Annotated in this window: 25 protein-coding genes; 8 read left to right on the top strand and 17 right to left on the bottom strand. The window is 72.3% G+C overall.

Going from position 1 to position 24304, the window contains the following annotated elements; all coding sequences use genetic code 11:
• Window positions 1–21: 21 nt before the first annotated feature.
• Together OG338_RS13975 and OG338_RS13970 are read right to left on the bottom strand one after the other, a co-directional pair.
• Window positions 22–2121: a flotillin family protein gene (locus tag OG338_RS13975; RefSeq protein ID WP_405937650.1), complete on the bottom strand. Its 2100-nt coding sequence runs from the start codon at window positions 2119–2121 to the stop codon at window positions 22–24.
• A 117-nt stretch (window positions 2122–2238) separates the two neighbouring features.
• The gene (locus OG338_RS13970; RefSeq protein WP_405937649.1) at window positions 2239–2883 is read right to left on the bottom strand and encodes a hypothetical protein; all 645 of its coding nucleotides are present in this window, start codon (window positions 2881–2883) and stop codon (window positions 2239–2241) included.
• Window positions 2884–3201: 318 nt separating this feature from the next.
• Here OG338_RS13970 and OG338_RS13965 point away from each other — a divergent pair, with 318 nt between their 5' ends.
• Together OG338_RS13965 and OG338_RS13960 are read left to right on the top strand one after the other, a co-directional pair.
• The gene (locus OG338_RS13965; RefSeq protein ID WP_405937648.1) at window positions 3202–4278 is read left to right on the top strand and encodes a PucR family transcriptional regulator; all 1077 of its coding nucleotides are present in this window, start codon (window positions 3202–3204) and stop codon (window positions 4276–4278) included.
• 99 nt (window positions 4279–4377) lie between these two features.
• Window positions 4378–5874: an MFS transporter gene (locus OG338_RS13960; RefSeq protein WP_405937647.1), complete on the top strand. Its 1497-nt coding sequence runs from the start codon at window positions 4378–4380 to the stop codon at window positions 5872–5874.
• A gap of 9 nt (window positions 5875–5883) precedes the next feature.
• Here OG338_RS13960 and OG338_RS13955 read toward each other — a convergent pair whose 3' ends face one another.
• Window positions 5884–6396: a nitroreductase family deazaflavin-dependent oxidoreductase gene (locus OG338_RS13955; protein ID WP_405937646.1), complete on the bottom strand. Its 513-nt coding sequence runs from the start codon at window positions 6394–6396 to the stop codon at window positions 5884–5886.
• Window positions 6397–6529: 133 nt separating this feature from the next.
• On the opposite strand from OG338_RS13955, the gene OG338_RS13950 reads away from it, so the two are divergent.
• A complete protein-coding gene (locus tag OG338_RS13950) occupies window positions 6530–7075 on the top strand; it encodes a MarR family winged helix-turn-helix transcriptional regulator (protein ID WP_405937645.1) in 546 nt (181 codons plus the stop codon).
• Between the two features lie 58 nt (window positions 7076–7133).
• Here OG338_RS13950 and OG338_RS13945 read toward each other — a convergent pair whose 3' ends face one another.
• The 6 genes from OG338_RS13945 to OG338_RS13920 all read right to left on the bottom strand — a co-directional run bounded on the left by OG338_RS13945 (window position 7134) and on the right by OG338_RS13920 (window position 13080).
• Window positions 7134–8369 (bottom strand): cation:proton antiporter, encoded by a 1236-nt coding sequence (locus OG338_RS13945; protein ID WP_405937644.1) that lies wholly within the window; start codon window positions 8367–8369, stop codon window positions 7134–7136.
• Window positions 8370–8371: 2 nt separating this feature from the next.
• Complete coding sequence (locus OG338_RS13940) at window positions 8372–8842, bottom strand: cation:proton antiporter regulatory subunit (RefSeq protein WP_018102023.1); 471 nt, start codon at window positions 8840–8842, stop codon at window positions 8372–8374.
• Between the two features lie 192 nt (window positions 8843–9034).
• Window positions 9035–10480, bottom strand: coding sequence for a flotillin family protein (locus OG338_RS13935; protein ID WP_405937643.1), 1446 nt, complete (start codon window positions 10478–10480; stop codon window positions 9035–9037).
• Window positions 10481–10549: 69 nt separating this feature from the next.
• Window positions 10550–11059 (bottom strand): hypothetical protein, encoded by a 510-nt coding sequence (locus tag OG338_RS13930; protein WP_405937642.1) that lies wholly within the window; start codon window positions 11057–11059, stop codon window positions 10550–10552.
• A gap of 108 nt (window positions 11060–11167) precedes the next feature.
• Window positions 11168–11653, bottom strand: coding sequence for a peroxiredoxin family protein (locus tag OG338_RS13925; RefSeq protein ID WP_405937641.1), 486 nt, complete (start codon window positions 11651–11653; stop codon window positions 11168–11170).
• An 83-nt stretch (window positions 11654–11736) separates the two neighbouring features.
• A complete protein-coding gene (locus tag OG338_RS13920; protein WP_405937640.1) occupies window positions 11737–13080 on the bottom strand; it encodes an RNA-guided endonuclease InsQ/TnpB family protein in 1344 nt (447 codons plus the stop codon).
• 72 nt (window positions 13081–13152) lie between these two features.
• Between OG338_RS13920 and OG338_RS13915 the strand changes: the two genes are divergently transcribed.
• The gene (locus OG338_RS13915) at window positions 13153–13755 is read left to right on the top strand and encodes an AraC family transcriptional regulator (RefSeq protein ID WP_405937639.1); all 603 of its coding nucleotides are present in this window, start codon (window positions 13153–13155) and stop codon (window positions 13753–13755) included.
• A gap of 104 nt (window positions 13756–13859) precedes the next feature.
• Complete coding sequence (locus OG338_RS13910) at window positions 13860–15569, top strand: SpoIIE family protein phosphatase (RefSeq protein WP_405937638.1); 1710 nt, start codon at window positions 13860–13862, stop codon at window positions 15567–15569.
• A gap of 61 nt (window positions 15570–15630) precedes the next feature.
• Here OG338_RS13910 and OG338_RS13905 read toward each other — a convergent pair whose 3' ends face one another.
• The 4 genes from OG338_RS13905 to OG338_RS13890 are packed head-to-tail and all read right to left on the bottom strand — an operon-like array spanning window position 15631 to window position 18528.
• Window positions 15631–16227: a hypothetical protein gene (locus tag OG338_RS13905; protein WP_405937637.1), complete on the bottom strand. Its 597-nt coding sequence runs from the start codon at window positions 16225–16227 to the stop codon at window positions 15631–15633.
• Complete coding sequence (locus OG338_RS13900) at window positions 16224–17471, bottom strand: MAB_1171c family putative transporter (protein WP_405937636.1); 1248 nt, start codon at window positions 17469–17471, stop codon at window positions 16224–16226. Before OG338_RS13900 ends, OG338_RS13905 begins: the two co-directional genes overlap by 4 nt.
• A gap of 46 nt (window positions 17472–17517) precedes the next feature.
• Window positions 17518–18078 (bottom strand): toxin, encoded by a 561-nt coding sequence (locus OG338_RS13895; protein WP_405937635.1) that lies wholly within the window; start codon window positions 18076–18078, stop codon window positions 17518–17520.
• Between the two features lie 3 nt (window positions 18079–18081).
• Window positions 18082–18528, bottom strand: coding sequence for a hypothetical protein (locus OG338_RS13890; protein WP_018102033.1), 447 nt, complete (start codon window positions 18526–18528; stop codon window positions 18082–18084).
• 495 nt (window positions 18529–19023) lie between these two features.
• Here OG338_RS13890 and OG338_RS13885 point away from each other — a divergent pair, with 495 nt between their 5' ends.
• On the top strand, window positions 19024–20466 hold the full coding sequence (locus OG338_RS13885; RefSeq protein WP_405937634.1) for a DEAD/DEAH box helicase: 1443 nt from the start codon (window positions 19024–19026) through the stop codon (window positions 20464–20466).
• Here OG338_RS13885 and crcB (OG338_RS13880) read toward each other — a convergent pair.
• Genes crcB (OG338_RS13880) through crcB (OG338_RS13870) form a run of 3 tightly spaced genes read right to left on the bottom strand, consistent with a single transcriptional unit; the run spans window position 20438 to window position 21578 of the window.
• The gene (gene crcB, locus OG338_RS13880; RefSeq protein ID WP_405937633.1) at window positions 20438–20812 is read right to left on the bottom strand and encodes a fluoride efflux transporter CrcB; all 375 of its coding nucleotides are present in this window, start codon (window positions 20810–20812) and stop codon (window positions 20438–20440) included. The genes OG338_RS13885 and crcB (OG338_RS13880) overlap by 29 nt on opposite strands.
• Window positions 20809–21162: a DUF190 domain-containing protein gene (locus tag OG338_RS13875; RefSeq protein ID WP_405937632.1), complete on the bottom strand. Its 354-nt coding sequence runs from the start codon at window positions 21160–21162 to the stop codon at window positions 20809–20811. The genes crcB (OG338_RS13880) and OG338_RS13875 overlap by 4 nt, the downstream gene beginning before the upstream one ends.
• Window positions 21159–21578, bottom strand: a complete 420-nt coding sequence (crcB, locus tag OG338_RS13870; RefSeq protein ID WP_405937631.1) for a fluoride efflux transporter CrcB — start codon at window positions 21576–21578, stop codon at window positions 21159–21161. Before crcB (OG338_RS13870) ends, OG338_RS13875 begins: the two co-directional genes overlap by 4 nt.
• 287 nt (window positions 21579–21865) lie before the next feature.
• Here crcB (OG338_RS13870) and OG338_RS13865 point away from each other — a divergent pair, with 287 nt between their 5' ends.
• Complete coding sequence (locus OG338_RS13865) at window positions 21866–22642, top strand: peptidoglycan recognition protein (RefSeq protein ID WP_405937630.1); 777 nt, start codon at window positions 21866–21868, stop codon at window positions 22640–22642.
• A 47-nt stretch (window positions 22643–22689) separates the two neighbouring features.
• Window positions 22690–23274, top strand: coding sequence for a GNAT family N-acetyltransferase (locus OG338_RS13860; protein WP_405937629.1), 585 nt, complete (start codon window positions 22690–22692; stop codon window positions 23272–23274).
• A gap of 146 nt (window positions 23275–23420) precedes the next feature.
• On the opposite strand, the gene OG338_RS13855 is transcribed toward OG338_RS13860, so the two are convergent.
• A complete protein-coding gene (locus tag OG338_RS13855; protein ID WP_405937628.1) occupies window positions 23421–24275 on the bottom strand; it encodes a DUF5753 domain-containing protein in 855 nt (284 codons plus the stop codon).
• Window positions 24276–24304: the final 29 nt, after the last annotated feature.

Genomic DNA, 24304 nt, shown 5'->3' with positions numbered 1-24304 from the left:
CGCTCGGGCGATGGAGCCCGGTCAGCCGACGGGCGTGCCGTTCAGGCCCGCCGGGGCCAGGTCGCGGACCGGGACGTCCGCCAGGCCCAGCGACTTCGCGTGGTCGAGCAGGGCGCGGACCTGGTCCGCACCGACGCCCGCGGACGGCGAAGCCATCATCCGCATCAGCAGCGCCGACACCGTCAGGTTCTGCACATCTCCCGTGGAGACCGAGGACAGCACCCGCGTCAGGTCCTCCGTGAACGAGGACTCGCCGTTCAGCCACGGGCCGGCCAGCGCCTTCGCCGTGTCGGAGTTCGAAACGAAGCCGTCCAGGCTCTTGCCCATCGAGATGGACGAGACCAGCCGGTCGAAGAAGACCGACTCGCCGCCGACGATGTCGATGTCCGCGTTCTCCAGACCCGTGGCGAGCACCGTCGCCTGCGCCTCGGCGACCTGCCGCTGGACGTCCAGGCCCGCGAGCCGGATCTCCTTCTCGGCGGCCAGCCGCAGCCGGTACTCCTCGTGACCCCGCGACGCGTCGTCCAGCGCCGCCATCGCGGCAGCCTTCTCCGTGAGGCCCGCGGCCTCCGCCTTCAGCTTCTCGCCGATCATCGCCGCGTCGGCCGACGCCTGGGCCTGCGTGCCCTCCGCGTCCGCGAGGGCCTTGAGACGGGCGCCCTCGGCCTCCGCCTTGAGCCGCGCGGACGTGGCCTCGGCCTCCGCGAGCCCGGTCTTCTCGATCACCTCGGCCGCCGCGTCCCGCACCTGGACGTCCGCGAGGCCGGGCGCCGCCGACTCCGCCTGGATGCCCTCGGCGAGCCGCAGCTTGGCCTGCGCGTCGAGGTCGGCGGTCTTCAGCCGGGCCTCGGCGAGCGTCAGCTGCTCGGCGGCGCGGTGGGTGGCCGCGGCCTCCGCCGCCTCGGCCGCCTTGATGTCCTTGACCAGCCGCTCCTGCGCCTCCGCCTCGGCGGCGATGATGACGGACTTGCGGGTGCGCTCGGACTCCTCGACGGACCGGAGCGTCTTGATGGACTCCTCCTGCTCCGCGACCGTACGGTCCACCGCGATCCGCTCGCGGATGACGTCGGCGACCTCGCGGCGCTCCGCCTCGACCTCCTTCGTCGCGGCGATGCGGTTCAGCTCGGTCTCGCGCTCGCGCCCGATGACCTCCAGCATCCGGTCCTTCTCGATGCGCTCGTTCTCCACGGCGATGACCCGCTCGCGGTTCTTCTGCGCGACCGCGACCTCACGGGCCTGGTTCTCCCGCTGGATGCCCAGCTGCTCCTCGGTCTTGATGAACGCGGCCTGGGCGCCCAGGCGCTCCTCCTCCTGGACCCGGGCGGTCGCCGCCTCCTCGCGGGCCCGCAGCGTCTCGACCTCGCGGCGCTGCTTGATCTCCGCCTCGGCCTGCCGGCGCTCCAGCTCCAGGATGGTCTCCCGGGCGTCGACGTCCTGCCGGGTGATCTCCTTCTGCTCGGTGCGCTGGAACTCGTTGGTGCGGACGTGCTCGATCGCGGTCAGCTCGGTGATCTTCCGGATGCCCTGGGCGTCCAGGATGTTGGCGCTGTCGAGCTGCGCCATCGGGGTCTGCTCCAGGAAGTCGATCGCCGCGTCGTCCAGGTGGTAGCCGTTCAGATCGGTGCCGATGACCTGGATGATCCGGTCGCGGAACTCCTCGCGCTTCGTGTACAGGTCCACGAAGTCCAGCTGCTTGCCCACGGTCTTCAGCGCCTCGGAGAACTTCGCCGCGAAGAACTCCTGGATGGCGGCCTTGTCGCTGGCGCGCACGGTGCCGATGGACTGGGCGACCTTCTTGACGTCCTCGACGGTCTTGTTGACCCGCACGAAGAACGTGATGTGAATGTCGGCGCGGATGTTGTCCTGGCAGATCAGGCCCTCACGCCCGGTGCGCCGGATATCGATGGTCTTGACCGAGATATCCATGGACTCGGCCTTGTGCAGCACCGGCAGGACGACGGCACCGGTGAAGGTCACATCGACCTTCTTGGTCTTGGAGATGATCAGGGCCTTGCCCTGCTCCACCTTGCGGAAGAGCCGGGTGATGATCAACAGCACGGCTACGGCGATGAGCAGGACCACGGCGACGAGCAGGCCGAGGCCCAAGGAGATGGCATCCATGACAGTCCTTGGCGGCAGGTGGTGCGGAAATGAGCGGTTTCACGTGAAACACGGCGCGGCGGCAAGCAGCGTCCGGGCAGCCCGGACGGGCACACCGCGCCGAGCGGGAGCGGTGGCTCAGACGGCGGGGCCGGAGGCCGTACGGCCGTGCGGCGGACCCGGGTCGAGCGCCTTGTCGTAGGCCGAGACCCAGAAGAACTCCCCGGCCTCGTCGTACGCGTACAGCAGCCCGGCGCAGCCGGAGGTCAGCTCCGCGTCGACGGGCTCCAGCTGGCGCACCTGCACGGTGGCGGTGGTCCCGTCGTCGGCGGTGACCTCGGCCTGGCCGAAGTCCGTGGAGACCGAGCCGGTACGGATCGTGCAGACGCGGCCCAGGAAGTCCTGGCGCGATGGCGGAGGCTGGTCGGGGAAGACGCGCCGGAAGTGGTGGACGAGCAGCCGCACCGCACCCCAGGCGAGCAGCAGCGCCCCCGCGAGCACCGCGCAGGCCAGCACGGCGCGCAGCGGTCCGGTGGCGCCCGAGCGGTGCACCAGGACCGAACCGGTCAGGGCGGAGAACCAGCCGACGGCGATCATCAGGGACACCGAGACGGTGACCGGGACGCCCCCGACGCCCGCGAAATCGGTGTCCAGGTCGGTGTCGAAGGAGTGGTGGTCGGCCGCGCCGACCAGGACGAGCAGCCAGAAGGCGATGACGACGACCAGCGCGGCGGCGAAGAGCACGGCCGGGAAGGACAGCGTCGCGTCCAGGAATTCCCGCATCGGTTTCGACCCCCCTGCCGTTCCGCCGGCGGTGTCGCCGGCGTCTGCGCGGACCGGTCGGTGACCCCGGTGCCGTGGTGTCACCCTCGACGACACCACGGCAGCCGGGTCTTCCCCCGATCCCCCGTGCACCCCCGTGTTTCCCCCGTAGGTCCCCCGGTTGGTGCTGACCCGATCGTGTCATCCTGGGGGCCTCGATCGCATTGCCGGATCACGGCAACGTTCACCGCTCCCCGATGCCGGGCACCGGCACCGCCTCCCGTGCGTTGGGCCGGTGTCGGTACGGAATGGATACGGAATGGAAACGGAGGCGTACGCGTGGCGGAACCAGTGATTCCCGACAGTTTTCTGGAGGGTTACGCACAGATACTGGGGGCGGTGGCCGTCTCGGGGCGGCGACTGACCCGGGAAGAGCTGGACGCCCGCCGCAGCCTGGGCCGGGAGGCCGCCGAGGCCGGCCACCAGCTCCGCGCCCTGGTCCGCATGCATCTCGCCGAGACCCGCACCGCCTGGCCCGCCCCCGCCCCCGGAGTCACCCCCGCCGCCGCGGCCGACAGTGTGCTGGCCGCCGTGGAGCAGGCGGTCGACGCCTTCGCGGACGGCTTCGAGCGCGCCCAGCGGCTCACCGTGCGCCGCGAGGAGGCCGCCAGACGGGAGTTCATCGACGACCTGCTGTACGGGCGCAGCGATCTCGGCCGGCTCGCCGAGCGGGCCACCCGCTTCGGGCTGCGCCTCTCGCGCGCCCACGCCGTGGCGGTCGCGACCGGCCCGGAGGCGTACACCGAGACGGAGGCGGTGCCCCGGCAGGTGGAGTCGGCGATGCTGGCCCGGTTCAGCGGCCGCAAGATCCTGCTCACCACGAAGGACGGCCGCATGGTGTGCATCGCGCCCGGCAGCCAGCCCGACGTGCTGCGCTATTTCGCGAAGCAGGCGCACGCGGCGACCGACGGCGGCCGGGTCGCGATCGGCCGCGCCCACCGGGGCCCCGGCGGCGTCGTCCAGTCCTACGACGAGGCGCTGGACGCGCTGGACCTGGCGGACCGGATGGACCTGGACGACCCCGTGCTGTTCGCCGCCGACCTGCTGGTCTACCCGGTGCTGACCCGGGACCGGCAGGCCATGGCCGATCTCGTACGCAGTGAGCTCGGCCCGCTCCAGAAGGCCAGGGGCGGCCCCGAACCGCTCCTCAGGACGCTGTCGGTGTACTTCGACGCGGGCTGTGTCGCCGCCGAGACCGCCCGCCGCCTCTCGCTGAGCGTCCGGGCCCTCACGTACCGGCTGGAACGCATCCACCAGCTGACCGGCTCCGACCCCGCGGACCCCCAGCACCGCTACACGCTCCAGACCGCGGTGATCGGCGCCCGGCTGCTCGACTGGCCGGCCAAGGACCTCTGAGCCGGCGGGGTCCGGCTCCACATGCGGGCGGGGCGGGCTCCGCCTAGCGTGATCAGCCGGGGGATTCCGGCGGTGTGCGCAGCGAGGGAGATCCGCCCCATGGCCCGTGAAGCAGGTCCCCGAAACGCAGGAACCCGCAGGGCGAACCCCCGCGAGGACCACCCGTCGCACCGCTGGTGGGTGCTCGGGGTGATCGGCCTCGCCCAGCTGATGGTGGTGCTCGACGCGACGATCGTGAACATCGCGCTGCCCTCCGCCCAGCAGGACCTCGGCTTCAGCGACGGCAACCGGCAGTGGATCGTCACGGCGTACGCCCTCGCCTTCGGCTCGCTGCTGCTGCTCGGCGGACGCATCGCCGACCTGGTGGGCCGCCGGCTGGTCTTCCTGACCGGTCTCGTCGGCTTCGCGGTCGCCTCCGCGATCGGCGGCGCCGCCCCGAGCTTCGAGGTCCTGGTGCTGGCCCGCGCCCTCCAGGGCGTGTTCGGCGCGCTGCTCGCCCCGGCGGCGCTGTCCCTGCTCACCACGACGTTCACCGTGCCCAAGGAGCGGGCCAAGGCGTTCGGGATCTACGGCGCCATCGCCGGGGCGGGCGGCGCGGTGGGGCTGCTGCTCGGCGGGGTGCTCACCGAGTACCTGGACTGGCGCTGGTGCCTGTACGTCAATCTGCTCTTCGCGTTCCTCGCGTTCACCGGCGGCTGGCGGCTGCTGACCGCGGGGGCGCCGGCGGACCGGCCCCGGCTCGACATCCCGGGGACGCTGCTGGTCTCGGCCGGCCTGTTCTGCATCGTCTACGGCTTCTCACAGGCCGAGTCGCATGCCTGGAGTTCGCCGCTGACCTGGGGGTTCCTGGTCGCGGGCGCGGTGCTGGTGGCGGCCTTCGCGTGGTGGCAGACCAGGGCGGCGCATCCGCTGCTGCCGATGCGGGTGGTGCTGGACCGGGACCGGGCGGCGTCGTTCCTCGCGATGTTCATCTCCGGCGGCGGGATGTTCGGTGTCTTCCTCTTCCTCACGTACTACTTGCAGAAGAGCCTGGGCTATTCGCCGGTCTCCACCGGGCTCGCCTTCATCCCGATGGTCGCCTGCATGATCGCCTCGTCGGTGACGACGACGAATGTGCTGCTGCTGCGGTTCGGCGCGAAACCGATCGTCCCGACCGGGATGGGCATCGCGGCCGCCGCGATGGTGTGGCTGACCGCCCTGGACCGGAGCAGCACCTACGCCGCCCATGTGCTGCCGCCGCTGCTCTGCCTGGGCATCGGCCTCGGCGCCGTCTTCGCCACGGCGATGAACCTGGCGACCGCGGGCGTCGGGCCGCGGGACGCCGGGGTGGCCTCGGCGATGGTCAACACCAGCCAGCAGGTCGGCGGCTCCATCGGCACGGCCCTGCTGAACACCCTCGCGACCACCGCCGCCACGAACTACCTGGTGGGCCGCAGGCCGACCCCGCCCGTCGTCGCCAGGGCCCAGCTGGAGAGCTACTCCACCGCGTACTGGTGGTCCGCCGGCTTCTTCGCCCTCGGCCTGGTCGTCACGCTGTTCCTGTACCGGCCCGGCGCCCCCCACCCGCACCCCGTGGAGGAGCCCGTACGCGCTTAGGGCCTGCCCTTAGCGCTTGGCGCCCTCCGTCAGCCGGACGAACGGGATCGACCGGCCCACCCGCCGGTAGTCCTCCGTACCGCCGTCCACCTCGAAGCCCATGTACGCGCAGAGCCGGCGGGCGACCCTGGGGTGGCGGGGTGCGTACCGCGCCATCAGCTCGCCGCCCTCCTCGGCCGTCAGCACCTGCGCGGTCACCGCGTGGAACCGGCGGCCGACCTGGACCGTGGCGTGCGGGGTGTGCTCCAGGTTGCGGAACCAGTCGGCGCCGGGGCCGAAGCCCGAGGCGACCGTCCAGCAGGCCCGGCCCTCGTGGGTGCCCGCCTCCACGACCTCGATGGCGGTCCGGCGGGGGAGGCCCGAGACGCGGCCGGTATGGACGAGCAGCAGCAGCCGGCCCCCGAAGAGCGGCCCGAGCCCCATCCGGAACATATGGATGGGCAGCCGGAAGGCGGCGCGCCGCCAGCCGGTCGGCGGGGCCGGGCGCCGGGGAGCGGGCGAAGCCGCGGGTTCGTGCGTCACCGTGCAAACGTTGCACAATCCAAAGGTTGGTACCAGCGGGCGCCGCTGTCGGTCCGGTACCGGTTGGATGGCGATTCCGTATCGGATGACCATCGGTTCGAGTAAGTGGGGCGCGCGCGGTAGAAAGGGGGCCATGGCCGCGCACGGACAGGCACCCGATGACCCTCCGACCGCCCCGGACCGGGACGACGTCGACGCGGTGACGCGCGCGGTGCTGACCGCGTCGAGACTGCTGGTCGCGGTGTCCGCCCGGTCGCTCGCGGCGGTCGAGGACCGGGTGACGCTGCCCCAGTTCCGGCTGCTCGTGGTGCTCTCCACGCACGGGGAGGCCAAGCTCGTCACCCTCGCCGAGCGCCTGGGCGTGAACCCCTCGACCGCGATGCGGATGCTCGACCGGATGATCGCGGCGGGCCTCGCGGAGCGTCAGGTCAACCCGGCCAACCGCCGCGAGACGGTGCTCCGGGTGACGCCCGAGGGCCACCGGCTGGTCGAGGAGGTCACGGCCGGCCGGCGCCGCGAGGTCGCCTCGATCGTGGAGCGCATCGCGCCCGCGCAGCGCGCCGCGCTGATCGACGCGCTACGGGCCTTCACCGACGCGGGCGGCGAGACCGCAGCCCCCGCGGAGGGCGCCGACGCCTACCCGCTGGGCTGGTCACCGGACCTGCCGACGGGGGCCTGAAGCCGGGGGCGAGAGGGCGGGCCCGCCGCCCGGGGCATCCGGGGCCCCCGCCACCCCGTCACTCCGACGAGGCCGTGACCTCTTCCCGGGCTGCCGGGACCGCCGCGGTGCCCGTCGTGGCGGCGGACGCGCCGTCCTTGCCGCGCCACTTCTGGACGCGTTCGACCACCGGCTGGGTCCAGCGCGCGGTGAGCGGGCCGACGATGACCAGGATCAGGACGTACGCGGTGGCGATGGGGCCGATGCGGGGCTCGGTCGCGACGGCCAGGCCCGCGATGACGATGGAGAACTCGCCGCGCGCGACGAGCGTGCCGCCCGCCCGCCAGCGCCCGCGCGGTCCGATGCCGGCGCGCCGGGCGGCGTACCAGCCGGTCCCGATCTTCGTGAAGACGGTGACGATCGCGAGCAGCGCGGCCGGCAGCAGCACCGGCGGAATCTCGGCCGGGTTGGTGGAGAGCCCGAAGAACACGAAGAAGACGGCCGCGAACAGGTCCCGCAGCGGGGTCAGCAGCTTGCGCGCACCCTCCGCGACCTCACCGGAGAGCGCGATGCCGACGAGGAACGCGCCGACGGCGGCCGACACCTGGAGCTGCTGGGCCACCCCGGCGACCAGGACGGTCAGCCCGAGCACGACGAGCAGCAGCATCTCCGGATTGTCCGAGGACACCGCACGGCTGATCAGCCGGCCGTGCCGCAGCGCCAGATAGAGCACCAGGCCGACCGTGCCGAGCGCGATCAGCAGGGCGACGCTGCCGCCCGCGAGCCCGACGCCCGCGAGCATCGCGGTGAGCAGCGGCAGATAGACGGCCATCGACAGGTCCTCGATGACCAGCACCCCGAGGATGACCGGCGTCTCCCGGTTGCCGAGCCGTCCCAGGTCCGCGAGGACCTTCGCGATCACCCCGGACGAGGAGATCCAGGTGACCCCGGCGAGCGCGACGGCCCCGACCGGCCCCCAGCCGAGCAGCAGCGCGGCGACCGCCCCCGGCGTCGCGTTGAGCACGAAGTCCACGGCCCCGGACGGGTACTGCGTCTTCAGGCTGGTCACCAGCTCGGACGCGCTGTATTCGAGGCCGAGCAGGAGCAGCAGCAGGATGACGCCGATCTCGGCGCCGACGGCGGTGAACTCCTCGCTGGCCCCGAGCGGCAGCAGCCCGCCGTCGCCGAAGGCCAGCCCGGCCAGCAGATAGAGGGGGATCGGGGAGAGCCCTATCCGGCCGGCGAACCGCCCGATGATGCCGAGTCCCAGGATGACGGAGCCGAGCTCCATGAGCAGTGCGGTCGTGTCGTGCACGGTCAGCCCTCCGCGATGATCTCGGAGAGCGTGTCGACGCCCTCGCGTGTTCCGACGGCGATGAGCGTGTCGCCGATGGCCAGCCGGAAGTCCGGCCCGGGTGACGGGTGCGCGCTGTGGGTGCGCAGCACCGCCACGATCGAGGCGCCGGTCCGGGTCCGCGCCTTGGTGTCGCCGAGCAGCCGGCCGCCGTACGGCGAGCGGGTGCCGAGCGGGATGTGCTCGGTGACCAGGTCGATGCCCTCGGTCCGTACGGCGTCGATGGGCGCCGCGTCGATGAGGTGCGCGAGCCCGGTCGCCTCCTGCGGTGTCAGGGGGACGGAGAGCCGGCACGAATCAGGGTCGTCCTGGTCGTAGAAGCCGATGAACCGCCGCCCGTCGTGATGGACCACCACGGAGATGTGCTGCCCCGACTCGGTCGTGTAGTCGTACTGGACGCCGACTCCGGGCAGCGTGGTGCGGTGGGTTCCCATGGCTTCCTCCCGAGGAGCGCGGTGCGCGCGAGGCACTTGGTGATCTCTTTAGGCCCGCATTACCTTATCCGGAGGTGTGCGCCGCCCCCGAGGGACGGCTTCCGGCCACTTCCCCGTACGGTCCGGAGCCCGGCACACGAATGCCCGGCCGGTTGCGCAACCGGCCGGGCACGCGGGTGTGTGTACGGGGGATCAGTCGCCGATCTCGATCTTCCCGTTCTGCTCGGCGGCCGCCGGGACCTCCGGAGCGGCCGGCTCGGCCGGCTTCGGCACCGCGCCCTTGAGGTTCTGGAGCAGCGCGCCGAGGTCGACCCCGGTGGTGGAGCTGAGCAGCTCCATGCCCTGGGCGACGTTGTCCGTGACCGTACGGGACAGCCGGCTCGCGCCGTCCGTGGAGATGACGGTCATCTTGTCGACCGCGCTCAGCGGCTCGGCCGCCTTGGCGACGACCTGGGGCAGCACCTCGACGAGCATCTGGAGGACGGCCGCGTCGCCGTACTGCGCGAAGGCGTCGGCCTTCTTCTGCATGGCCTCGGCCTCGGCCGAACCGCGCGCCGCGATGGCCGCGGCCTCCGCCTCACCCTCGATGCGCACCGCCTCGGCCAGCGCGGAGCGGTGCAGCTTCTCGCCCTCACCGGTGAGCCGGGCGCGCTCGGCGGCCGCCTCGGCCTCCTTGACCTGGCCGATGCGGCGGGCCTCCGCCTCCTGCTCGGCCTGGTAGCGGGCGGCGTCGGCGGGCTTGCGGACCTTGGTGTCGAGCTCGCGGTCGGTCAGCGCGGCCTGGCGCTCGGCGACCTTCTCCTGCTCGGTCAGGATCTCCTGGCGGCGGGCGGCCTCGGCGAGCGGGCCCGCGGCGTCGGCCTGGGCGGCGGCCGCCTCGGTCTCCGCCTTGATCTCGGCCTGCTTCAGATAGAAGGTCCGCTCGGCGATGGCGATCTCCTCGGCGGCCTTCAGGCGGGCCTGCTCCGAGGCGCGGCGGGCGATGGCCTCCGCGATGTCGGCCTCCTGCTTGGCGCGGGCGGCCTCGGGCCGGCCCAGGTCCTCCAGGTAGGAGCCCTCGGTGGTGATGTCCTGGATCTGGAAGGCGTCCAGGATCAGGCCCTGGCCGGACAGGCTGGCCTCGGCCTCCTCCGCCACCTGGCTCGCGAAGGCGGCGCGGTCGCGGATGATGTCCTCCACGGACATCCGGCCGACGATGGCGCGCAGCGCGCCGGACAGCACCTCCTGGGTGAAGCCGACGATGCCGTCCTGCTGGCGCAGGAAGCGCTGGGCGGCGGCCCGGATGGAGTCCTCGCTGCCGCCGACCTTGACGATCGCGACGCCTTCGAGGTGGGCCTTGACGCCGCGCAGGGTGACGGCGCCGCGCACGGCGACCGGGATGTGCCGACTGGACAGGTCCAGGGTGAACTTCTGCTGGACGAACGGCACGACGAAGACGCCGCCGCCGACGACGACCTTCTGGCCGCTGTTGTCGATGCTGGTCCGGCCGGTCACCGGGTCGACGGACTTCTTGCCGCGGCGGCCGGTGATGATGAACGCCTGGCTGGGGCCGGCCACCTTGTAACGGGTGATCACGGCGAGGGCGAGCAGGAAGAGGAGTACGACGACTCCGACGATCGCGATCATTACGGGACTCATGCGGTTTCCCCCTCTGCCTCCTTGCGGGGGCAGTCGTGAGACGAGCGGTGGCGGTGCCGGGCGTACCGGTCAGCGTTCGACGGGACGGACCGACACCGAAGTGCTGGAGAGCGACGCCTCGACCCAGACCTCGGCGCCGCGCGCGACGGGCACCGTGCTCCTCGCGGACAGCTTCACGAGCTGGCCGCCGAGGCGGAGCAGGACCTCGCCGTAGCCGTCGGCCGGGATCGCGGTGACCACCGAACCCGACGTGCCGACCAGGTCCTCGCCGCGCGGGGTCGCGTCGGTCTGGTCCCGCATCAGGGCGCGGCTGAACTTCCAGGTGAGCAGGGCGGCGGCCACCCCGGCCGCGGCCCCCGCCACCGTGGCGACGAGGGTGCCCGCACCGGTCGTGCCGAGCACGATGGCGCCGCCGAAGCCGAGCATCGACAGGAAGCCCGCGATCACCGGAAGGGAGACGAGCCCGCCGAAAAGGCCCTCCAGGAGGCCCCCGAAAAGGCCCTCCAGAATCCCGTCGAAGACCAGCGACAGGGCGAGCAGGGCGACCCCCGCGATGCCGAGACCGAGAAACAAGGTCATCCCATCACCCCTCCCGGCCCCGCCGACCCGTGTGCTGCTTTTCCATCGAACTGGCTGGATGATCCCATGCGCACCCCCCGGGCTACATTGCCGGAACCCGGCAGTCTTTTACTTGCCGTTGATGCCGGACAGCTGGCCGGACAGGGTGTCCAGGGACTGGAACGTCGCCCCCAGCAGCGCCACGTGCTTCCACCGCAGCACCCCCTCCGCGTCGATCAGGAAGACGGCCCGCCGCACCCCGATCCCGGGCGCCGCGACGCCGAAGGCACGGGCGGTCTCCCGGCCCGGGTCCGCCAGCAGCGGCATGCGCAGCCCGTGGGCGCGGGCGAACGACTCATGGCTGTCCACACCCTGTGGGCTGATCCCCCACACCTCCGCGTCCAGCTTCTCGAAGGTCTCCATGCCCGAGGAGTACGCGCACAACTGCTTCGTGCACACGGTGGTGTTGTCGCCCGGGTAGAAGGCGAGGACCAGGGCCCGGCCGCGCGCCTCCGCGAGCGCGTAGTCGCGCCGCTCGAAGACGTCCCCGGCGAGCACGCCACCGGGCAGCGTGAAGTCCGGTACGGCCGATCCCGGTTGCGGTGACGATCCCATGGCGTGCCCTCCGGTGTGCGGCGCCCGGGCGGCGGTGGTGCCGCCCGTGTCGCGTACAGCATGCCCTCCGTCACAGGGGACGGTCAGCCACCCGGGGACGGTTCCGGTTCGGTGAGGAACAGTCCGAGGAGCACGGCCAGTACGGGGATGGCGCACAGGATCTTGACGTCCTCCCCGTCCTGAAGAAGGGCGGGGATTCCTGGCTCACGTTGGCTGGGGACCTGCGGTCTACCGGCTCTTACACGATCGGCACCAGCCGGGTTGAGACCAGCCCGGACCAGCATCACGCGCGCGGAGTTCTTGTCCCTCGGGGACACGGCCCCGCATGCGGTGCAGGTGTAGGTACGTTCTGAAAGGGGAAGTGCGTGCTTGGTTCTCGCTCCGCACTGTGCGCAGTCCGTGGTGGTGTGCGCGGGGTGCACGAGACGGATGTCCCGTGCGTGTTTGCGGCCCATTTCGATGAGGGCGGTCTTGGTGGCGCCGATCGCGGCGTCGGCGGCCTTGCGGGCCATGGTGGTCTTCGCCAGGAACTTCGGGCGGAAGTCCTCGACGGCGATGGCGTCGTGGTCACGGACCACCGTCTTGGCCCACTTGCGAGCGGTGTCCTGCCGCTGCCGGACCACCTTCTTGTGCACCTTCGCGGCCTGCCGTTGGGCCTTGCGGTAGCCCTTGGACGCGGCTTTGCCCTTGGCGGGGCGGCGGCGGGCCATCATCCGTTGATAGCGCCCCAGCTTCCGCGCCGCGCTCTTCCCATGGCCGGGGTGGGGCAGGTCGTGGGCGTCGGATGTGGTGGTGGCGGTCTCCTTCACACCCCAGTCCACGCCCAGCACGTTCCCTGTTGCGGGGAGCGGCTGGGGTTCGATGGCGACGACGAACGACGCGTACCAGTGCCCCAGCCCATCCCGGTACACCCGCACACTGGAGGGAACGGCCGGCAGCTCGCGGGACCACACGACCGTCAGGACGATGCCACTCGCAAGGTGCAGACGGCCGTCCTTCAAGCGGAACCCGCGCTGGGTGTAGTTCATCGTGGGCCGTGCGTCCCGCTTCCGCTTCATCCGGGGCATCCCGGCCCGCCGCCGGAGCGGCAGCTTCGCCTTGATGTCCTTGACCGCCTTGGACCGAGACGTGGCGAAGTCACGGATAGTCTGCTGCTGCGGAACGCTCGCCCCCTCACGCAACCAGGACATCGACCGCCGCGCCTCCGTCAGCAACTTGTCGAGTTGCCCCGGACCACACGTCGCTTTCTCGGCGGCGTCGCGGTTCGCGGCGTGGACCTTGCGGGACATTGCCACGCACTCGTTCCACACCCACCGACACCGCGCCCACTCAGCTTCCAGCCGGGCGAGCACCGTCGACGACACGCGCAGTCGGTAGGTGTACCGGGCATGCCCGGCCCCCTGCTCAGCCACTGCTCTTGCCGCCATGATCCGCAACGTAACAGCCCTCACTGACAATTGCCGCCGGGGCAGAGACGAGCATGGCGGCTGAGGCGGGCCGTGCCCCCGCATCGGGCGGTCTGGATTCCGGCGGGCGTCGTCCACGCGCACCTCGCGTACGGGCCGACCGAGCTGCGGGCGCTCAGCTTCGCCCCGGCCGACAATCCGCTCCGGCTCGACCGGCCGACCGTCCTCGCCGTCACCCCGCTGCTGCGCGAGGTCGTGGCCTGCCTGACCGACGACACGGAACTCACCGGCGACGCGCGCCGCCGGCGCAACCTGGAGCGCGTCGCGCTCGACCAGCTGCGCCGGGTCGAACCGCTCGGGGTCTGCCTGCCCACCCCGGCCGACGACCGGCTGCGCGACATCGCCCGCATCCTCCAGGCCGACCCGGCGGACGGACGGACCCTCACCGAGCTGGGCACGGCCGTCGGCGCGGCGCCCCGCACCCTGAGCCGGCTCTTCCGCGCGGAGACCGGGATGTCGTTCCCGCAGTGGCGCACCCAGCTCCGCCTGCACCACGCGCTGACCCTGCTCGCCTCGGGCGGCTCGGTCACCTCGGTCGCCGTGGCCTGCGGTTACAGCGGCCCGAGCGCCTTCATCCAGTCCTTCCGCCAAGCCTTCGGCACCACCCCCGGCTCGTACGCGGCAAGCACGTCATAGGGGCCGCCGCCACCCGGCGGTCTGCGGATGCGGGAGTGCGCGGGGCGACCGAGGATGAAGGGCCGGGCAGCAGGCGGCCCGCGCCCCGCCCCAGGAGGTTCGTCTTGCCGGTGCACGCCCACCATCCGCCGTCCATCGACGTCACGGCGCTCGCCGCCGTGCTCGACGGCACGACGGCGGGCGTGGCCGTGTTCGACACCGAGCTGCGCTATCTGTACGTCAACCCGTCCCTCGTACGCCACAACGGCATCCCGCCCGCCGCCCACATCGGCCGCCGCCCCAGCGAGGTGATGCCCGACATCGACGCCCGCGAGGACCTGATGCGCGCCGTGCTCGCGGACGGCCGGGCCCGCGAGGTCACCTCCAGCGGCCGGCTGCCCGCCGAGTCCGGGACCGCCCGGGTCTACTGGCACGGGGCCTACCACCGCCTGGAGGTGGACGGCCGGGGCGTCGGCGTCGTCGGGATCGTGCTGGAGGTCATGGCCGACGACGAACAGCGCCGGCTCGCCCAGGCCCAGCGCCATCTGTCCCTCCTCGACAGCGCGAACACCCGCATCGGCACCACCCTCGACATGGACACCACCTGCGCCGAGCTGGCCGACCTCGTGGTGCCGGGGCTCGCCGACGTCGCCATCGTGGAGATCTTCCCCCGGGACGTCGCCCCGCCGGTCCGCCCCGCCCCGCCCGGCGTCGTGCGGCTGCGGCGTGCGGCGATGGCGGCGGTACGGGGGCTGAGCCCGGGCATCACGCGGTTCGGCGCGACCGGTGACTACGTCGACCACCAGGAGGAGGCCGCCGTACCGCGCTGCCTGGCCGGCGACCAGCCCATCGTCGAGAACCTCACGGACGACGACCAGGTCAACCGCTCCGCCCCGACCCCCGAATGGGCCGACGCCTACCGGGACCTCGGGCTGCACTCGGCGGTCGCGGTGCCCGTCTCCGTGCGCGGCGCCCCGATCGGCGCGCTCGGGCTGTTCCGGGGCGGCGGCTCGCCCGTCTTCTCGGACGACGACGTGCTGGTGGCCCGGGAGCTCGCCGGGCGGGCCGCCGTCCATCTCGACCACGCCCGCCGCTTCACCCACGAGCACACCATCGCCCTGGAGCTCCAGCGCTCCCTGCTCTCCGAGCCCCGGCCGCCCCACCCGCACATCGAGGTCGCCACCCGCTATCTGCCGGCCGACCGCAGCGTCCTGGTGGGCGGCGACTGGTTCGACGTCATCCCGCTGCCCGACGGGCGGCACCTCAAGGCGATGGGCGATGTCATGGGGCACGGCGTGGAGGCGGCCGTCGCGATGAGCCACTACCGCTCGCTGCTGCGCCTCCTCGCCGACGAGCAGCTGCCCCCCCACCGCATCCTGGAACAGCTGGACCGGATGGTGGAGCGCTCCGGGATCGACCGGGCGGCGACCTGTCTGCTCGCCGTGGTCAACGCGGACGGCGAGCTGTGCGAGGTGGCGAGCGCGGGCCATCTGCCGCCGGTCTTCCTCGACCCGGGCCCGGCGGGCACCCGGATCTGCGACGTACCGGCGGCCCCGCCGCTCGGCACCGGCTTCGGCGGCTACCGGTCGACGGTGATGGAGTGCGGCCCGGGCACGGTGCTCTTCATGTACACCGACGGGCTCGTGGAGCGGCGCGGCGAGGACATCGACGAGAGCGTCGCCCGGCTGGGGGAGCTGACCCTGCCGGACGACGGCGATCTGGAGACCTTCCTGGACCGGGTGCTGGAACGCTTCGGCCCCGGCGCCGAGGACGACATCGCCGTCATGGCCTCACGGACCCGGGAGGGACCGGAGGACGTACCCCCGGAGCTCTGAGCGGGGCCCGCCGCCACCCACGTACCCCTGCCCCGCCGCCACCGGCGTACCGCGCCCCCGGTCAGACGAACAGGAACACCGCGGCCGTCGCCGCCCCCAGCGCCGTCCCCGCCGCGACCTGGCCGACCGTGTGATAGCCGAGCGCCACCCGCGACCAGGAGACCGCGGCCGCCATCGCGTACCCGCAGAGCCACCACGGCGAGTGGACGGCGGCGGACAGGGCGACCACCGCCGAGGCCACCGAGGCGTCCACGGAGATCTTCCACACCGTGTTGACCGCCAGCAGCACGACCGTCATCGCCCACAGCGCCAGCATCGCGGCCAGGATGCCGGTGGGCGCCCCGCCCAGCACCATGACCGCCGAACCGGTGCCGATGGAGCCCAGGATCACGAAGAAGATCGGCGCCCGCTTGGTGCGGTCCACGACATGCCGGTCGCCCCAGGTGCCGCGCCCCCGCTCCCACTCGATGTACCCGGCCGGCACGATCCCCGCGCACAGCGCGCCGAGCAGCCCCCAGAGCAGCCCGGTCCACTTCCCGGCCGCCGCGAGCCCGATGGCGAGCATGCCGACGAGGAGCACATTGCGGGGCTGGAGGACATCGGTCACCCGCCGCGCGAGGGCGTGGCCGGAGGCGGCTGTGGTGTCGGTGGTGGTCATGCCGGCTGCTCCCTGCCCGCGGGGTCACAGCTGTCGAGGATCTGGCGGGCCCGCTCCGGGGTCACCGTCCGGTAGGCCGCCGCGACCCGGACCAGCCAGGCGACCTCGTCGTCCTGGTCGGTGGCGTGCCGGGTGGAGAAGGCCGCCGCCTCCCCGGCCGGCGCCCCGGCGTCCCGGGCGGTCAGCGCCGCCCTGATCCAGTACGCGTCGGTGAGCGGCGAGCCGGAACCGGCCCCGGCGGCGGCCTCGGCGGCGGGCAGCAGGGTGTCCGGCACATAGTGGCGCAGCTTCTCGACCGCGTCCGCGATGTCCGCGGCCCAGCGGTCGACGCGCAGGTCGGCGGGCGTGTCGAAGCGCGTCAGCTCCCGGAGCAGCGGGCGCGGCGGCTCGAAGGGCTGGTCCGGGAAGGCGGTCATCAGCGCGTACCAGAGGCCGTGCAGCCGGGCCTGCGCCCGCCAGAGCTTGGCGCGGCGGCGGACGTTGCTCAGGGCCGGGATGGAGGCGCCGACCGCGAAGAAGAGGAACAGGACGACCTGGGCGGCCTCGGTGACCTCGTCGAAGTCCAGCGCGAAGGACTCGCTCGGCCGGTCCACGACGCTGACCCAGAGGAACAGCGTCCGGCTGACGGTGTAGCCGACGCCGATGAACATGGCGAACGTCATCATCCCGAGCCCGACGCGCAGATGGCGCATCCGGGCGCTCCCGGTGGCCAGCGCCCACTGGTACGCGCAGACGGCGGACGCGGCGCCGAGGTAGAGGTAGAACACGCTCATGTACAGCGTGGCGCCCCACTGCCCGGCGTGGTCCGCGACGAAGCGGTCCGAGGGCGTGGAGCGGTCGACCACGGTGAAGAACAGCACGGTGAGCAGCACCAGGGTGGCGGCCGACGCCTTGGCCGCGACCTGCTGGATGAGCCGGGCGAACCGCACGTGCCGGGGGATGCCGCCCTCGTCCTCGTACCGGCCGTAGATCGCCACGATGTAGCTGAGAATGGCCAGAATCGCGATGGTCGCGGTGTAGTGCTTGATGAGGACGGACAGGTCGGTCACCGGGCTGTTGTTGAGCCCGACGCGTACGAACCGGGTCTTCGTCCAGAGCGCCAGCGCGAATCCCGCGTAACACCCCCACAGCGCCCGGCGGCGCCGGTCCTCCTCGTCACCCCACAGGGCGGCCGGCATGCGCCACAGGGCGACGGCTGTCATCAGGCCCGCTATGAGATAGCCGGCGAGGTCGAGCGGGGTCACGGCGGACGTCCTCGGGTGTGGGGAGTGCGGTCGGGCGGTACGGGTGTCACGTACGCCGGAACAGGCCGCCGCGGCGGTGGGCGACCGGGCGCGAGAGCGAGTTGGCGAGCCGCCCCACCATGTCATCGCTCGTGACGTCCCGGGCCATCCGGGGGATCAGCGAGGCACCGAATTCGGCCATGCGTTCGTCGTGGGTGTCGTACTGCGCGCGCGCCTGCACGGCGTCCGGGGCGAGCACCGCGTCCGGGCCGACCATCCGGGCGATGAGCGAGGTGTCGAAGACGGGCAGCAGCCGCCGGAGCTGTTCCGCGTCGAGCGAGGTGCCGTGGTCGAACCACTCGTGGCACAGCTCGTGCAGGATGACGTGCTGGGTCTGGTACGCGGTCGGGCGCCGGCGGTACAGCACGAAGCTGGTGTCCCCGCTCTTCAGGCGCAGCCCGCAGGCGGCGTTGACGCGCGCCAGCCGGTCGGGCATCTCGTGCAGCACGATGGTCCGGCCCCGGGCCGCCTCCATGTTGGCCACCAGGCCGGGCAGGGAGAACGGCGAGGGCAGCGGCAGCCCCGCCAGCCCCTCCTCGCACTCCCGTCGCAGCTTCCGCAGGGACACGGCTCAGCCCTGCTGTCCGCCGCCGGCCGGGGGCGTGCGCTCCTCGGCGTCCCGCAGCAGGGACATCGCGAACCGGAGCAGCTCCGGCGGCAGCCCCTCCTCGTCGAGCCCGCGCCCGGCGAGCCCGCTGATCTCGCCCGTCCGCCGCTTGGCGAGGAACTGGAGCCCGGCCACGACGTCGTCCACGACCTCGGACTCCTCCTTGAAGAACCGCCAGTCCACGCCGAAGCCCAGGCCGAGCGCCTTCAGGATCTCCTCGGACGGCTGGGTCACCTTGCCGGCCAGGATGTTGGAGAAGTAGCTGTGCGAGAGCGATCCGCCGCGCTCCCTGACCAGGTCGGCGAAGAACCGGCCCGAGATCTTCCGGCCGGGGAAGGTCTTCTCGACCATGTACTCGACCTTCTGGCGCAGCGTCCGCAGCTCCGGCGCGCGCTCTACGCCGTTGTCCATCCGGCCCCCACGTTCACGTCCGCCGCGGACCCCTGTCCGGCCCCGGGCGGCGCTCGATTCGGTCAACGGGCTCGTACTGTAACGAACGCCCGACCACGTTCCCGGGGGCGGGAGACCGGAGGTGGCGTGATCCGGAGCATTCTCATCCGGTGTCCGGAGCGGGCTTGCGCAAACACTCTACGTCACTGTTAACTCGAAAAAACATGGGCAGGGGGCCACGAGGGGAGTCCCTTGCCCGTGAAGACGCCGGTGCGCGCCGCCGCCGCGTGCCCACAAAGGGGTGTAGCCCTTCACGACGGGGGATGCGTGAAGGGCTACCCGCACATTATGGCCCCTGCCCGGGCAGTCATCAACTGACCGGCCGGTCAGTGTCCTTGTCCAGGGCGTTGTTTCCGGGCCCGGCGCCCCGCACCCGCCCCGGTTACCATCGGAAAGAGCCGCGGGAACGCCGCGCATCCCCCGATGAACGCGCATCCCCCGACGAAAAGGTTCCGCTTGAGCCGCGACCGCACTCCCCGCCCCCACGACCGCTCCTCCCGCTCCCGGGGCCAAGGCGCCCCGGGCTCCCGCGCGGGCGGCGGTTTCCGCACCCGGGGCGCCGGCCGCCCCGCGGCCGCCGACCGCCGCTTCGGCGGGAAGGGCCGCAAGCCCGTGGCGCGGCAGGGCGAGTACGAGCTGCCGCGGACCGAGACCCCGGCGCTGCCCCCCGTCGCCGCCTTCGCGGACCTGGACCTGCCGGACGCGGTGCTGGCGGCGCTGACCGCGCAAGGGGTCACCGAGCCGTTCCCGATCCAGGCGGCCACCCTGCCCAACTCGCTGGCCGGGCGCGATGTGCTGGGCCGGGGCCGCACCGGTTCCGGGAAGACCCTCGCCTTCGGCCTGGCGGTGCTCGCCCGCACGGCCGGGCACCGGGCGGAGGCCCGCCGTCCGCGCGCCCTGATCCTGGTCCCCACCCGCGAGCTGGCCCAGCAGGTGACCGCCGCGCTGACCCCTTACGCGAAGCCGCTGCGGGTGCGCCTGGCGACCGTCGTCGGCGGGATGTCGATCGGCCGCCAGACGGCTTCGCTGCGCGGCGGCACCGATGTCGTCGTCGCCACCCCGGGCCGCCTCAAGGACCTCATCGAGCGCGGTGACTGCGTGCTCGACCGGGTCGAGGTGACGGTGCTGGACGAGGCGGACCAGATGGCCGATCTGGGGTTCATGCCCCAGGTCACCCAGCTGCTCAACCAGATCCCGCTGGGCGGCCAGCGCATGCTGTTCTCGGCGACCCTGGACCGGGACGTCGACCTGCTCGTCCGGCGCTATCTGAACGACCCGGTCGTCCACTCGGTGGACCCGGCGGCGGGCGCCGTGACGACGATGGAGCACCATGTGCTCTACGTACGCCCCTCCGACAAGTTCGCCACCACGACGGAGATCGCGGCGCGCGACGGCCGGGTGCTGATGTTCCTGGACACCAAGCAGGCGGTGGACGAGCTGACCGCCCATCTCCTCCACAGCGGGGTCCGGGCGGCCGCCCTGCACGGCGGCAAGTCGCAGCCGGAGCGCAACCGCACCCTGGAGCGCTTCAAGACCGGGCACGTCTCGGTCCTGGTCGCGACCAACGTCGCGGCGCGCGGCATCCACATCGACAGCCTGGACCTCGTCGTCAACGTCGACCCGCCGGCCGACCACAAGGACTATCTGCACCGGGGCGGCCGCACCGCCCGGGCCGGGGAGTCCGGCAGCGTCGTCACCCTGGTGCTGCCCAGCCAGCGCCGCGAGATGACCCGGCTGATGGCCGAGGCGGGCATCACCCCGAAGATCGCGGAGGTCCGCTCCGGCAGCGAGGAGCTGCGCCGGATCACCGGCGCGCAGGCCCCCTCCGGCGTGCCCGTCACCATCACCGCGCCGCCCTCCGAGCGCCGGGTCAGGCCCAGAGGGCCTCGGCGAGCGTGACGCCCGCGAAGGCCGCGCCGAGGCCCGCGACGACGCTGACCACGACGTTGGCCGCCGCGTAGAACCCGGCCCCGTCCTCCGCGAGCCGCAGCGTCTCGTAGCTGAACGTGGAGTACGTGGTCAGCGCCCCGCACAGCCCGGTCCCGAGCAGCAGCTGAAGGTGCGAGGAGGCCGCCCCGGCCGCCACCGCGCCGGTCAGTGTGCCCAGGATCAGGCAGCCGGCGATGTTGACGGTGAACGTCCCCCACGGGAACACCGTGTCGTGGCGGGACTGCACGGCCCGGTCGGTGAGATAGCGCATCGGGGCGCCGACCGCCGCCCCGGCCATCACGAGCAGCCAGTTCACCCCTGATCCCCCTGTATCCCGGGGTTCCGTACGATCTCGCAGGCGTCCAGCGTGACCGGGCAGCCGTCGGTCAGCTCGGCGATCTCCGGCAGGAAGGCCCGTACCGCCTCCTCCGCGTCCACGATCACCACCGCCACCGGCAGGTCCTCGCTCAGGGACAGCAGCCGCTGGGTGTGGATCATCGAGTGGGCGCCGAAGCCCTCGATGCCCCGGAAGACGCTGGCGCCGGACAGCCCGGCGGCGTGCGCCCGGTGCACGATCTCCGTGTAGACGGGCCGGTGGTGCCAGCTGTCGGACTCGCCGACCAGCACGGTCAGCCGCAGCCCCGGTTCGGTCATGGGTGTCGTCATGCCTGCCTCCACGCCAGTGCGCGGCGTGTCAGCCACACCGCACTCCACACCGCCGCGAGGGCCGCGAGCAGTGTTACTCCGAGATAGACCAGTCCGGCGCCGGCCCGGTCCTCGGACACGAGCTGTTCGATGTCGACCGCGTACGTCGAGAAGGTGGTGAACCCGCCGAGGACCCCGGTCCCGAAGAACGGCCGCACCAGCCGGTGCGCCGCCCACACCTCGCTGATCACCACCATGAACACGCCGATGACCGCGCAGCCGATGACGTTGACCACGAGGGTCGTCCAGGGGAAGCCGCCGGCCGCGGTGGGCCACAGCAGCCCGGCGCCGTAGCGGGCGGACGCGCCGGTGGCGCCGCCGAGCGCGACCACGGCGACGACGGCGGTCTGCGGGTTCTTCGTGAGGATGCCGGGCATACGTCTCCTACCTGCCGGGGCGCCCGCCGGTTACGGGCGCGCGTCTGCGCAAGTAGGGACCGTTGGCGGCGTGTGAACGCTCGCGGTTCGGGTACGGCGGGCCCCACCGCCGCGCAGTGGCCGTCACCGGCCCGCTGCTGCCCCCAGGGTATCGCCGTACGGGGCGTGCCCGGACGCGGCCCGGGGAATGGCGCCTTCCGGGAAAGGCCCTATTCCCCGCCCGGGGCGATTTCACCCGATCGGCCACCTCATCTGCGCGCCCGGCGGGATAGCCGCAGGGTGGAGCCATGTGGCCTCACCGAATATGGCTGGGTGCCGCGGTCCTCCCGCTGGCTCTGCTGGTGCCGCGGGACGCCCCGGTGCCCCACATCCTGGCCGAGCCGCCCGCCGCCCCCCGCGCCCGGGCGGTGGCCGCGCCGCAGCCCGTGATCGTCAGCCGGACGGCCTGGCACGCGGACGAGTCCATCGTCCGGGAACGCGCCGTCTACACGGGCGCGGTCCGCGCGGTCTTCGTCCATCACACGGGCGAGACGAACGACTACGACTGCGCCGAGGCGCCCGAGCTGATCCGGAACGTCGAGGAGGCCCACATCAAGGGCCGGGGCTGGGACGACATCGGCTACAACTTCCTGGTCGACCGGTGCGGCACGATCTACGAGGGCCGGGCCGGCGGCATCACCCGCTCGGTGCGCGGCGCCCACACCACCGGTTTCAACGCGGACAGCGTGGGCATCGCGGTGCTCGGTGACTACCGCGACGGCGAGAAGGTCCCGGCCCCCGTCGTGCGGGCCCTGGCGACCCTCGCGGCGTGGAAGCTGAGCCCCGGCGAGGACCCGCGCGGCAAGGTGCGGCTGCGCTCGACCAACGACGCCAGCCGCTATCCCAAGGGCGAGGTGGCCGTGCTGAACGTCATCTCCGGCCACCGCGACACGTACCGGACGAGCTGCCCCGGCCAGGCGCTGTACGACGAGCTGCCCGAGATCCGCGCGATGGCGGCGGCCATGCGCGCGGCGGCCGGCCGCGAGGGCGAGGCGGACACGGAGGACGCCGGGAATACGTACTAGTGCATAAACTGTTTGACGCTAGTACGTACGAGGGTAGGCTTACGGGCATGACCGCCACGCACCCCATCCCCGTGACCCTGACCGGCCGCCATGTCCGCGTCGAACCGCTCGCCCCGGCCCATCTGGACGACCTCTTCGCCGCCGGCGGGGACGACGACGAGGTCTGGCGCTGGCTCGGCGGCCCGGTGCCCCGCACCCGTCAGGACATGGCGGCCGCGCTCGATGCGATGCTCGCGAACGCGACATACGTCCCCTTCGCCGTCGTCCACCTGGCCACCGGGCGGGCCGTCGGCTGGACGTCCTTCCTGGACATCGACGCGGCCCACGAACGCCTGGAGATCGGCTCCACCTGGTACGGCCGCGCGTACTGGCGCTCGGCGGTGAACACGGAGACCAAGCTCCTCCTGCTCACCCACGCCTTCGAGGACCTGGGCATGGGCCGCGTCCAGCTGAAGACCGACCACCTCAACGAGCGCTCCCAGCAGGCGATAACCCGCCTCGGCGCCCGCCACGAGGGCATCCTGCGCCGCCACCGCCGCCGCCCGGACGGAAGCTGGCGCGACACGGTGTACTTCTCGCTGCTCGCGGACGAGTGGCCGGAGACGAAGACGCGCCTGACGGCGCGGCTCTGACACGAAGACGCCCGGCCGGGGTTTTCCCGGCCGGGCGACGGTGTGCGCACTTCTTCGGCCGGCCTACAGCCCGCCGCCGAACTGCCCGGCTCCGACGGAGGCGGCGAAGGGGGTTCCGCAGGTCACGGCCGGGCGGGGCCGGCGGCTCAGGCGTCCTTCCTGATCGAGGCGATCAGCTGCGCCGACTCTTCGGCCGGGAGCGCGACGGAGGCCAGCTGCTGCGAGGCATCTCTGTATGCGGCCACTTGCTCACGTTCCTCGATGTACAGAGCCGAGGTAAGCCCCTCGGCGTGAACGACATCAAGGTCCGTGTGCGGACCGAAGTGCAGCACGCTGAAGCTCTCCAGCTGGCCGACGTGAAGAGCGGCGTTGGCGGGCACCACCTGAATGCTGACATTCGGCCGCTTGCCCATGGCGAGCAGTCGGCCGAGTTGCTCGTGCATCAGGCCGTCCACGCTGGACGTCGAGCGCAGCGCCTGTTCGGCGACGATCGCGCGCAACGTGAGCGGCTCCTCTCGGGTGAGCACCATCTGTCGCGCAAGGCGGACCTGGACCAAGGCGTCGACGGGTACCTCGGTCAGGGCCAGTACGCGGATCAGTTCGCGGGCGTAGTCGCCGGTTTGAAGCAGGCCGGGGATTGCTCCCAGGTGCCATACCGAAACCGAGTGCGCCTCGGCCTCAAGACTGATCAGGTCCTCGTACACGGGTGAGATGACGCCCCGGTAGGAGTGCCACCAACCGCGCTGATCGTCCTCCTTGGCCAGCATCATCAAGGCCGCGCGAAGTTCACTGCTCACCTCTCGCCCGAGGTTGGCGTACAGGTCGAGCAGGGCGCCGATGTCCTGCATCTTGGGCGCGCTGCGAGCAGTCTCGATTCGCGACAGCTTCGAGTATGCGAAGCGGCCCTTCGACTGCTCGGTGACCTCCTTGAGGGTGAGTTCACCGCGCAGCGCGCGCAGCTTCGCGCCGAGGCGTCGTCGCCGCACTGTAGGTGTGCTCACTCCTGCCCTCTCATTCAGTGGCTGCTGCA

Origin of the sequence: Streptomyces sp. NBC_00726, assembly GCF_045161735.1 — a bacterium.
Classification (GTDB): domain Bacteria; phylum Actinomycetota; class Actinomycetes; order Streptomycetales; family Streptomycetaceae; genus Streptomyces.
Note: the sequence above shows the minus strand (reverse complement) of the source record. Positions and strands in the feature narration are given on the sequence as shown.